Below are 12,120 nucleotides of genomic sequence, written 5' to 3' on the forward strand. Positions count from 1 at the left end.
GGTTATGTGTAAGTGTTTCAAAAAATCTTAAATCACAGTAATAGTTATAATTTTTATAAAGAAGGTTATGAAAATTTAAAAAACACAGAAAAAGATTTAAAGAAGAAGCAGGATGAATTAAATTCTTTAAAAAAGAAGTATAATAAAATTCAAAAAGATAAAGAGTCATTAGTTGATGAATATCAAAGAGATTATTGGTTTTTTGATTTTGAAGGAATCTTATCAAAATTTTATGTGTCCCCTATAATTAATTCTCCTTTTTCAAATGTGGATAAACGATGTTTTTCATTCATGGATCATTTGGCAAAGTATTTGAAGAGAAATGTGGATGAAAATAATCAACCATTGGTTTCTATCATACTTCCGGTTTTTAATAATGAACCAGAACTTTCAGATACTATTGAAAGCGTTTTAAATCAAACTTACAATAACTTCGAATTGATTATAATTGATGATGCCAGCGAAGATAAAACTGCCGATGCATTAAATTCAATTGACAAATCAAATGTTCAAATACTCCAGAATGCTGAGCGAAAAGGATTTTCCTATTGTAGAAACTTAGCGCTTGAAAAAGCAGAGGGTGAGTACATTTTTTATATAGATATTGGCAATGCCTGGTGTGAAGAATACTTAAAAACAATGATGGGAGCATTTTTCGAAGTATCTGATGCTGATGCAATATATTCCGGTCAATTAATATATGACAATGATTGGGACAAAATTTCAGGAGTACAGTTCGGAGCATATAATAAATCATTATTGTACAATAGGAATTACATCTCTTTAAGCGCATTTGCTCATAAAAGGTCTTTAATTAATAACGTTCAATTTGAGGAGTCTTTAAGCTCTTTAAACGATTGGCATTTCATTTTAAATATTTCAAATGATTATAAGTTGTATTCAATTCCTGTTTTGCAGTCCAAAACAAATTATGAAAGTCCTGATGATGAAACTGAAACTGAATTAATTCATAACTTAATTGACAATAAAAAAGATTTTTCTTCAATATATGAATTAAATAAAAAGATCAGTATTGTAATTCCAAGTTATGAATTGCTGGATGACCTTAAAGAAAATATAAATACAATTCTATCATTTGATTCCCCTTTGATTGACATTATCGTCGTTGACAATGATTCTAATGATAAAGTTAAAGAATATCTTAAGGCCATGCATTCAGAAGGTAAAATCAAATTAATTCAAAATGAGATTAATTATGGTTTTACATATGCAGTAGAACAGGGAATTTCCATATCAGATAAAAATTCGGACATTTTACTTCTGAATAATGATGCTATTTTGACAAAAGGTGCATTGGAAGCAATGCAGTTTCATGCTTATGAAATTGAGGATTGTGGGATTATAGTGCCTCAGGAGATATTGTTTGATAAGGATTCAAGAATAAAATATAATGTTCCTTATGCAAATTTCCATTATGAATGTGATGTGACTCCATCCAGGACTCATAGAAATATTATTAATGTGCCTTTGTTTCATGATGGGGAACTTTTGGAGCTCAATTTCGCTCCGTTTTTCTGCACTTACATTAAAAGAGATGTTTATGATAGAAGTTTAGGTTTAGATTCCGAATTGGGAAGACATTACCGTTCAGATAGGATATTTTCAAATTTTGTTCGCCATGTTTTAAAATTAAAGATATACCAAACTTCATACGCAATGGTTTATCATAAATTTCAACAATCAACAAAGAAACTTAAGGAGAACAAGGATAAATTTGATGTCATGTTTACAAAAAATCAATGGGAGCCGGAATTGGCTGAAAAATTAGGGTACAAGACTCCTCAGTGGGATATATGATGATTGAAATGAATGTGTCAAGTTTTTTTAATAAAATCAATTTATATGATGAAGACAAATATTATCTGTTGATATTGTTTGTGATTAGTCTGTTAATTACTGTAATGTTAATCAGATTTCATCTAACTAGAGGTGCTTTTTCTTCTGATCTTTATGTTTATTTAGCAGCTGCATTAGATTTTGCAGATTTAAATGTTAATAATATTTCTAATCCATCGTTTTTGGCCAATTCGCCAGTAGTTTGTTATTTAACATCGATTTTGTTTAGATTGGGATTTGTTGATATTCGTTCAATATTTATTGTCACTGGATTATTTGGAATTTTAGGAATTTTAGGGATGTATGTCCTTCTTAAAATTAGGTTTTCACCTTTATTAAGTTTCACAGGTGCACTTTTATACTCCAGTTTTTCATTAACTTTACTGTATTTTGCATGTGGATTGTTGGACGTTCCCGCTGTTTCGATGATAATATGGACTTTGATTTTCACATTTGCCATAGATAATGATAATAGATTTTATGCTTTAGCTGGAATTTCAGCAGTGCTGTCATTTTTCACCAGATATACAAATGCATATATAATAATTTTAATTGCTTTGTATGTTCTTAAAAATCATGATGTAATTGAATTAGTTAAGGATATGATATATGACAGACGATTATTTATTAAAAAATCATCTGATTTTTTTAGAAGTAATGAATTTAAGTGGATTTGTATCTCCGGTATCATTTCGTTAACATGTTTACTGTATGTTTTCCATGTTTTGTTGTCTATGGGTTCAAGTTTGAGTTATTTTGGAGCGGCTTCCGGGTCTTTAAATCATTTTAGTTCAAATTCTTATCAATTTGGCCATCTCCCCGATAAATTTTTTTATATTAAGAATTATCTAAATTTTTTATATTGTGATAAAATAATATTTGAAAATTTGGGTCCAAATTTTATTAATCATTCTCCTGTTGTTTATTTAATAATTTTAATTTTGATATCTGGATTTTTATTAAAAGTAAAAAAATCTAGTAATGCTATTAAATGCTTTGTTGGAAAAATTTTTGAACATAAATTTTTCTGTTTATTAATTTTTGTTTTATGTTGTTTTGCAATTATTGGACTAAAAACAAATTATTTGATAACTCTATTTTCGATATGGGTTATTTGTTTAATTTTGATGCATTTAGCAAAGAGATATTGTGGAAATATTGATAATTTTACTGTATCATTGATTTGTTTTTGTTTGTTTACATTTTATTTAATTGTATTTTCTTTAATGGATATAAAAACAGAGAGATATATTTTACCAACTTTTCCTGCATTGGTATATTTTGTAATTTACTCTTTGAATCAAGTTTTCAACTTCATTGGAAATAACTTTGATAGCCCTACATTTAACAAAGATAAATCTGAAGATAACAGCTATTTTTTATCAAGATTTTTAACCATAATTTTCATAATTCTGTTATTATTTATGATTTTTAATTTCCCTAGTACAGTGGAATATGATGATATGGCATTACAAATAGATTCAGTTGCTAATTATTTAATTAACTATGATGAAAATTTTATGGATAAAGAAATCGGATCGTCAGGAGGCTTAAGATTTTATGAATGGTATTTTAAAAATGAGGTGGATTTAGTTAACATTCCAGGATCTCATGCTGATAGACTGGTAGGTATAGGTTTTGAATTAAAAGAATTTAATCAAACTAAGTATGATTATATCATCACAACTGCTAAATGGCAACATGAAAATTACACAAAAATTTATCATGAGGGAGCAACTAGTCTGTACGAGAGAAATTTCTAATTAGGTGTATTATTTTTTTTATACGCTGCTTTTGGTCATGATTTTGGTTGTTTTATGGTTAATTATTTTGACAATGAGTAAGATTCCTTATTTAAGGAAAGTTAGTGGAAGTAGTTCTACTTAAATTACTCCCATTATTTTATCTTAATTTTTTTCAGATATCTTTTGATTTTTCTTAAAGGAGATGTTATTTTCCAGCTTGTTGAATTTAATAACTCTTTATTTTCTTTTTTTAATTTTTTGTTTTTTTTTTTTAGTTTTTTGTTTTGTTTTTCAAGTTGGCTAATATATTTGCCTTCAATGTATATATTCTGATTTTCTGTTCTTATTTTAGTCTCTCCAGTGTTATATAAGTAATTTTTACAGTATTCCTTAATCACTTTGACGGTTTTTTTAGGGTCCATTGGTTCATGTGGAACATCTTTAATTTCACGATAATAAACAACCTCAAGTCCATTAAACTGCTTCAATTTGTAAATCTGTTTTAAAAAAGGCATTCCATGAAGTTTAATGTCCCATTCTGATTCGGCATTAACGTAATATGTTATAAAAGGAGCGTAATTTTCTTTTTTGAATAATTCTATCAAGTCTAATCTATGTTTAATCTTTTCAACAATTTCATCTTTAGTCATGCCTACAAATGAATCGTATAACACATCAAATAGGGGATTTACCATACTCTCCCAATAATTCATTACAAACAATTGGGAATTGTTAATTAGAACCTGTGAATTTTTTATTAGAGTTCCTAGAACAACTGAGGTATATCCTCCTCCTGATGATCCGCAAAACAGTATGTTATCGTGTCTTATCTCTTGATTTTTACATAATTCTTCAATGATTTTAGATAAATCTTCTAAAAACCAGTGTTCTTTTGTACCGATAAGCCATGCAATCTTAATCTTTTCTCCATAGAAGAACATGGGGTCAGCATATGCAATGAATGATTCATCAAAGAAGGTGTACCAACTCCATCTATCGATATATGGTGGTTTAAACAGTTCCCCATTTCGGATTATGTCTCTTTCATGAGCACCTGGGCCAGTGCATATCAGATTTTTATTTTTTGATGAGAATTTAACTACTAAACAATGAATTGTGTTGTTGTAGACTACCTGTAATCCAAAAGGTTCATCTAAAGGAAATTCGAATGAGGAAATCTCATCAAAGTTTAATTTAATATTCTTATCAATTAATTTGTGCATGCCGTAATCTGCAGTTTCAATAATTTCATCGGTTAATTCAAATCGTTTGTTTGTCATGAAATCCCTTTAATAAGTTTTATCTATGGTTTTAAATATAATAATCTCAGTAAAATAAGTCTACTTCATTTTTTTCATTACATTACGTAATGGGGAAGTAATTTTCCAAGAATTTGAGTCTTCCATTAATTTTAACTTACTTTTCAATGTTGAATTATTTTTTTCAAGTTTTTTCATCTGTTTTTTTAGGCTTTTTATCTCTTTTTCTTTATCATTAGCCAATTTTTTATAATGCTTTAAATCACGAATAATTTGTTCTCCAGTTACAATCTTTTGATTAGGGATGACAGGTCCACCCACATATTCCATAAAATGATCTTCCCATTTTTTAAATGTTGGAATCCCTGTTTTATCTAATTTTAATTCATCAAAAATTTCTTCAATTGTAAAGAGTTTTTTAAAGACATCATTATGATAATATTCAAAGTTAAGTGACCTCCAAAATATATATTCAACAGGAATTGGAAAATCAAAACACCACTCATAGTCAATAGCTAAAAGTTCATCATTGACATAAAACAGATTATTGAAAATAAAATCTAAATTTGATACTTCATGGCAGTGCAGAGGTTTATTTATTTGTTCTGATCCAAATACCTCTGAAAATTCAGATGTATGATACTTGTCAGTTTCAGAGGAATCAAATTCAATGGCTTCATAAACCTTTTTCAATTCATCAATAGCTTGTTTTTTGGTTGGATCTTTAAGCAATAAATTTGTTAAGATATTGGATAAATTTAATTCATCAAGATATGAATAAATTAAATTCTTATTTTCCAAAACACTATCCAAACATTTTATTTTACCAAAATTATTTTTTGAGTAATAATGCATCTTTTCAACATGTTCTTCAGAGGTTGAATTCAAAGGAAATTTGGATACGACAGTATTATCATTTTTTTCATAGATTTGTGTTCCGATTCTAAATTTCTTTTCTCTGCGAGCACTTAATTTGGAATATTTGATTTTGTCTGTTTTTGGTATAACTTCACTGTTCCTAAGTTCGACTAAAAAGGAATTGGCGAAATATTTAGATATGTTCTCTTTTGATAGTGTTAAATTCAAGTTTCCATCATTAAATAGTTTAATTTTTTCATAATCTGGATTAGGGGCATTTGTCAGGACAGGAATTTCTTCAATTAAATCATCAGTGTGGATAATTGTTGGGAATTTATAATCAGGATACGGATAAAAGAATTTATAATTATTGAAACCCGCTTCTTTAATTACTTCCTCTAATTCAAATCTGGAAAAGGTTTTGACACTATTGTCGTTTGGATAATTATCAATTCCAACGAAACTTTTTGCTATATGGTCCTCTTTTGATCCTGAAAGATATTTTAATCCGATTCTGTTTTCAATAGCAACTAAAATAACTCCATCTTCACTTAACATGCTCTTGATTTTTTTTAAAAAATCAACATGAGGATTATCTGTTGGTGTAAATCGTGTAGCATATTCAAGAACGCCACATAAAATGATATAATCGAATTTTTCCTCGAATTCCATATTATTGAGATTTCCCGGAAAAATTTCAAGATTTGGATAATTTTTATGTCTGTTATATATTATTTGTGACCTTCTATCAGTTAGTTCAACGGCTGTAACTTTTGAAAGCTTATTGCAGAACAGTCCGGTTAATGCTCCGCATCCTGCACCAATTTCTAAAAGATTGGAGTCTTCTTTAAATGGATACCAATTTAATAGATTTTCCCTTAAATAGGATAAATGATAAAATACAGGCCAGCGTGAATCATTAATTAGAATGGATTCTAAATCGTCAGTACTTTTAACCATATCTAGTATTTCATCTTCAATTGAACCGTCACTATACTCAGTTTCATTATTATAAAATTTTTTATTAATAGTTGCCATCTAAAAACCACACAATTTACAAAATTATCATATATTATTTTAATTTTTGTTCTTAATAAAATTTCCTTCAAAGATATAGGATAATTAAATATTAAAAAATAATTAAAGGATATAATGGCAAAATTAAGCATAAATATCCATGAAAAACTATAGAACGTCAAAATGAACTATTAATTTAAAACAATTCTCTAAATATAAAAAAATCTAGAAAATCAACTGAAAGTTATGAGGTATCATAGATTTTATAATAAATTATATTAATCACTTAATTTTAACATATAATATGATATAAACAGTTAGAATAGCTTATTAATGAATATTATTCCATGAAATAATTATTTATAAAATTTAATCTAGGAGTTAATAAATGAAATATGATTTTAAATTTAGAAATATTAAAGGTGTGATTTTATCAATTTTCGCATCGTTTTTTATTGAATCATATATTGTTTTAGTTGAAAATAATAATTTATTTTCTAATTTTTCATCATATGATTTTATTAATCTATTCTCAATTAAAGAATTCCTAGTGTTTTTGGTACTTTTTATAATTATTTGTTATATTTTATCGGATAATACTAGAAAAAATCAAGTATTCAATTTTTTATATACTTACAGGTTGTATCTTTCGATATTTGTTGTTATTGTCGCTATTATTTTTCAAATTCACGGGTCCTCGATTAATGAAATGAATTTGTTCAATGTACCTCATAAACCTTTTTTTGGAGTATCTAGACCTATTAGAAGTGATGAATATATTGTAAATACAATGTATGCGTTTTCTCAATATATGAATGATTTTGGATATTTTTCAGATATTGTTAGAGCCACTACAACTGATATGTTTATCATTTATGGACAGCCGGTTTTAGATATAGGTACTATTTTCAGACCATTTTTAATTGGATATCTATTTTTAAATCCCGGTCAAGGATTATCCTTTTTTTGGATAGGTCGTTTAGTGTTTTTATTGTTAGTGTCTTTTGAATTTGGGATGTTGCTAACAAATAAAAATAAAACTTTATCTTTGGCATATGCTTTATTGGTCACATTCTCTCCGGTTGTGCAATGGTGGTTTGCAATTAATGGTTTGGTCGAACAGTTAATCTTTGGACAACTGGGTGCTTTGTTATTATATTGGTATATGACAATTGAGGATTATAAAAAACGAGTATTAATTGCTTTTGGGTTAATGATTTCAGTTGGGACATTTTTACTTGTATTTTATCCATCATGGCAGATTCCTTTTGCATATGTTTTTATTTTATTTGCAATTTGGGTATTTTTGAAAAATAGGGCTAATTTTAAAGTTAATAAAAAAGATCTTGTGATTTTTGCAGTATTTTTATTAATCTTTTCTGTAATAATGAGTCATATATTAACAAATTCTTTAGATACAATTAAAATTATATTGAATACATCTTATCCCGGTTCTCAGGCATTTAATGGGGAAGGTACCTTCAATGCATTGTTGTATTATATGCCAACTATATTTTACCCTTTAGTTCAGGATAACCTTTCAAATAATGTATGTAATTTATCAGTATTTGTTGATTTGTTTCCTATGCCATTACTATTGTCTGGAATTGTATTATTCTATCAAAAAACTAAAGATAAATTGTTAGTGGGTCTTTTAATATTGTATATTCTTTTTATAATATTTTATATAGTAAAATTCCCTGATCTGATTGTAGATTTAACATTGAGAAGCCATGTCAAAACTACTAGAATACCTTCTGCAATCACTTTTGTAGGTATTTTAGTTTTAATCCGTTCAATATGTAATTTAAAAAATTTAAATCATAAGAGACTATTTATTTTTATATCTGTAATATTGTCAATTTTAATGTATTGTCTGTCAACTTTTGAATTTAATAGTTATTATTTATCTCTTATGCCCCTAATTATAATTGTAATTTACTCAATATTATTTTCAGTAAGTTTTTTAGCATCATCCAAAAGAAATCAGAAAATATTTTTGATTTGTGTGATTGGATTATCTTTTTTAACAGGCGCATTGGTAAATCCTGTTGATCATGGTACGGATGTAATATATGAATCAGACGTTTATCATAATGTAGAAAAAATTGTTAAAGACGACTCTGATGCAATATGGATAACGCAGGGAATGAAATCAGATATTATTCTTCCAGCAGGAGCTAAAACATTAAATTCTGTAAACACATATCCTAATTTGGAAACATGGCAAAAAATAGATGAAGATAACCAAAATTATGATGTATATAACAGATATGCTCATATTGAGGTAAATATACAGGATAAAAATGATACTTCATTTAAATTAGTTAGAGTTGATTCATTTATCGTGGATTTAAATGTAAATGATTTAGAAAAATTAAATGTAAGTTATATTCTCACTGATAAAAATTTAAATAAGTTTTCGAATGATAATGTAAGCTTTGAAAAAATTTACAATGATCATAAATTTAAAATTTATCATGTTAGTTATTCTTAATGATGATTATAAAGAAATTGATTTATGTAATTGTTATTATGTTATTCGTAATGAGAAGGTTATTTGATAATTAGACATTTTGGAGATTTTAGTAATAAAAAATCAACTAAACGATTGGCAGCACGGGTTAGTCTAGTTATTCATTATAAATATAATGATGATTATATACTATATTAATTGAAGTAATTAGAGATATGCAATTGTGGTGATTTTATATCAATTAAAAATAATTTATTAAATTTAATCAGTAGTAAAAATACTTTAAAAAAGTATTTAAACGAGAATGATATCGGGCATTATTTATTTACTTGTGATTTAATGGAATATGACTTTAAAACAATCTATAAAACATTCGATATTTCATATTTTACAAAAGATAAAAATTTGATAAGTGATAATTTTGTAGATTCTCAAAAGTTAAAGGACTATGAATCAATTGAAAAATCAACAGATAAATTAATTGTTATTTTAATTAAGAAATTTAAACTCAGACTTTCTTTTAGAAAAAATGGTAATTTTTCAAAGCAGATTATCATTTCTGATGATTATAGATTTGAGCCAGATGTGTTGCCACATGAAGATACAATAAAAATCGCTATTGTTAAAGATGATTTTGACAAATGGGGAAATTTAGCTAATTATGATTATATTTTTACATTTAAAGACCATGTTAAAGAATTAAAGGAATATGAATGGGTTTTTCCTATAGAGGATAACTCTGTTTTTGGCCAAATAAAATTCATTTTAAATGATTTGTATAAACGTAAATTAAATAAGTTTTATTATTTTCTATCAGAAGTTAGTTTTCAGGAAGTCTTTCCCAAAACAAATAATTATTTCAAAGTTTTTAATTCCAATTACTTTGATGATCAGTGGTATAGGGACAACTATGACATAGCGGATAACACTGATTCTGTTATTCATTATTTATTGATTGGCTGTAGAAAGGGATATGACCCAGGTCCTAATTTCAGTTCCGAAGAGTATTATGAATGTAATAAGGACGTTAAACTAAAAGATGTCAATCCTTTAGTTCATTATGAAGTGTATGGTCGAAAACAGAACAGACTCATCTCGATTAAAGATAAGAACGTTCATGATTATGATTTGATTTTGAACTCTCCGTATTTTGATAGGGATTGGTATGTAAGTACTTATGATATTGGTGAGGATGTCGATCCTGTTGAGCATTATTTGAAAATTGGATTTATTAAAAGATATAATCCAGGTCCTGATTTCAATACCCGTGAGTATTTCGATTGCAATCGTGATGTTAAAAATGTTTTGGAGAATCCGTTAGTTCATTATGAAACCTTTGGAAGGGCTGAGAAAAGAACTATTAAATTTTCTGATGAACAGCATCAGGAGGACCATGATATTATTTTGAATTCCCAGTATTTTGATGGGGATTGGTATAAGAGCAATTATGATTTAGACGGACTTGATGATCCTGTTAATCATTATTTAAACATCGGGTATACAAAAGGAAATGACCCAGGTCCTGATTTCAGCACTGATGAGTATTTTGAATGCAACCAAGATGTAAAACGACATGGGATGAATCCTTTAGTCCATTACGAACGATATGGTCGTAATGAGAATAGGAAAATTAGTTTTAGGGAGAACTCCTAAATATTGTCTTTTGAATCTATGATTAGCAAATTATATGAACTTAAATTTTTATAAAAATCGTTGTGCTGATTATATTAAAAAATTAAGTTATAGGTTTTATAATATTTTTAATTTCTTTTAATATTTTCACATGCCTATTTTTACTCATTTTGCACCGATAATCTGGTTAATGTACGGAATTCTATTGAATATGTCCATTACTAGAACTGAAAGGAATAGCGCTACAAATATACAAATGAACACTCTTAAGTTATATCCGTGGATTGGCAGTTTCAGTAGCAAATATTGAATTACAGCATGGATTAAGTAGATTCCATAACTATATTTTGCAAGAATTGCAACTGATTTTCTGAATATTCCATTCTGATTTTTAAGGAAATTAAATGAAATTGGAAGTTTGGAGAAGTTCTTAAACAGTAAAAATATTCCCATTACTTCAATTGATACTGGCAGGGAGTATCTTGCGAACACAAAAAATTTGTTTGGAGTTGAAAAATGCACTGACAGAATCAACATTACTATACATGGAACCGCTATCAATAAAATGTCAAAGTATGGATTATTTAGAAGTTTCCTTTCTGTGTGTCTTAAATAATAACCTAAAACAACCAGACCTATAGGGCTTGTGAAATAATTTAATTTGATTGGGAAATCAATAAGTAGAGTTGCATCAAATAAACAGGTAATCAACCAAAATACTAAAAAGTACTCAGCTTCTTTTAAATCAGCAAGAATGAGCCATTTATTAAATATTGGCATTATCAAGTAAGTTCCCAATATCATCCAAAAGAACCAATACGGAGTGAAACCTTTGTTATGAGCTAAGAATGAGTTATATATATAATTTAATATGGACATAAAATCATAACTTTTGATTATGTGAAAATTAAAATAATATGAACAAATAATCATCAATAAACTTAATGTTATTCCCCAAAACAGGAAAGGAGACACAATTCTAGGTATTCTTTTTCCTAAAAAGTCTTTTATTTCCCAATTTCTACCTAGCGACAGGGCTCCTGAAAGCATTAAGAATAAATCAACACCTATCCTAAACCAGTCTGACATCATGTGAGTGTAAATATATTTATAGGTTGGGTAGGGGTCGATTTCTGTAAGTATTATGTGATAGTTTCTGGCATAGGCGTGGATAATAATTACGCAAATAATAGCCAACGCCCTTAAAGCATCAAAGTAGAAAATTCTTTTTTTGGGATGTGTTGATGAAAATGTCATTTTTATTATACACCTACAT

7 protein-coding genes are annotated in these 12,120 nt (G+C 27.6%); 4 read left to right on the top strand and 3 right to left on the bottom strand.

Features of this window, described 5'->3' with window-relative positions:
- Positions 1–12 precede the first annotated feature (12 nt).
- Positions 13–1,818, top strand: coding sequence for a glycosyltransferase family 2 protein (locus E7Z79_RS01295; protein ID WP_303738174.1), 1,806 nt, complete (start codon positions 13–15; stop codon positions 1,816–1,818).
- Positions 1,818–3,620: a glycosyltransferase family 39 protein gene (locus tag E7Z79_RS01300; RefSeq protein WP_303738175.1), complete on the top strand. Its 1,803-nt coding sequence runs from the start codon at positions 1,818–1,820 to the stop codon at positions 3,618–3,620. The genes E7Z79_RS01295 and E7Z79_RS01300 overlap by 1 nt, the downstream gene beginning before the upstream one ends.
- A gap of 134 nt (positions 3,621–3,754) precedes the next feature.
- Here E7Z79_RS01300 and E7Z79_RS01305 read toward each other — a convergent pair whose 3' ends face one another.
- Together E7Z79_RS01305 and E7Z79_RS01310 are read right to left on the bottom strand one after the other, a co-directional pair.
- Positions 3,755–4,882, bottom strand: a complete 1,128-nt coding sequence (locus E7Z79_RS01305; RefSeq protein ID WP_303738176.1) for a YqiA/YcfP family alpha/beta fold hydrolase — start codon at positions 4,880–4,882, stop codon at positions 3,755–3,757.
- A gap of 60 nt (positions 4,883–4,942) precedes the next feature.
- On the bottom strand, positions 4,943–6,757 hold the full coding sequence (locus E7Z79_RS01310; protein ID WP_303738177.1) for a bifunctional 2-polyprenyl-6-hydroxyphenol methylase/3-demethylubiquinol 3-O-methyltransferase UbiG: 1,815 nt from the start codon (positions 6,755–6,757) through the stop codon (positions 4,943–4,945).
- Between the two features lie 367 nt (positions 6,758–7,124).
- Between E7Z79_RS01310 and E7Z79_RS01315 the strand changes: the two genes are divergently transcribed.
- Both E7Z79_RS01315 and E7Z79_RS01320 read left to right on the top strand, forming a co-directional pair.
- Complete coding sequence (locus tag E7Z79_RS01315; protein WP_303738178.1) at positions 7,125–9,233, top strand: hypothetical protein; 2,109 nt, start codon at positions 7,125–7,127, stop codon at positions 9,231–9,233.
- Positions 9,234–9,551: 318 nt separating this feature from the next.
- The gene (locus E7Z79_RS01320) at positions 9,552–10,865 is read left to right on the top strand and encodes a hypothetical protein (protein ID WP_303738179.1); all 1,314 of its coding nucleotides are present in this window, start codon (positions 9,552–9,554) and stop codon (positions 10,863–10,865) included.
- 144 nt (positions 10,866–11,009) lie between these two features.
- Here the strand turns inward: E7Z79_RS01320 and E7Z79_RS01325 are convergent, their stop codons facing one another.
- Entirely contained in the window at positions 11,010–12,101 is a 1,092-nt protein-coding gene (locus tag E7Z79_RS01325) for an acyltransferase (protein WP_303738180.1), read from the bottom strand.
- Between the last annotated feature and the right edge of the window lie 19 nt (positions 12,102–12,120).

Source organism: Methanobrevibacter thaueri (assembly GCF_015062905.1).
Taxonomy (GTDB): Archaea; Methanobacteriota; Methanobacteria; order Methanobacteriales; family Methanobacteriaceae; genus Methanocatella; species Methanocatella thaueri_A.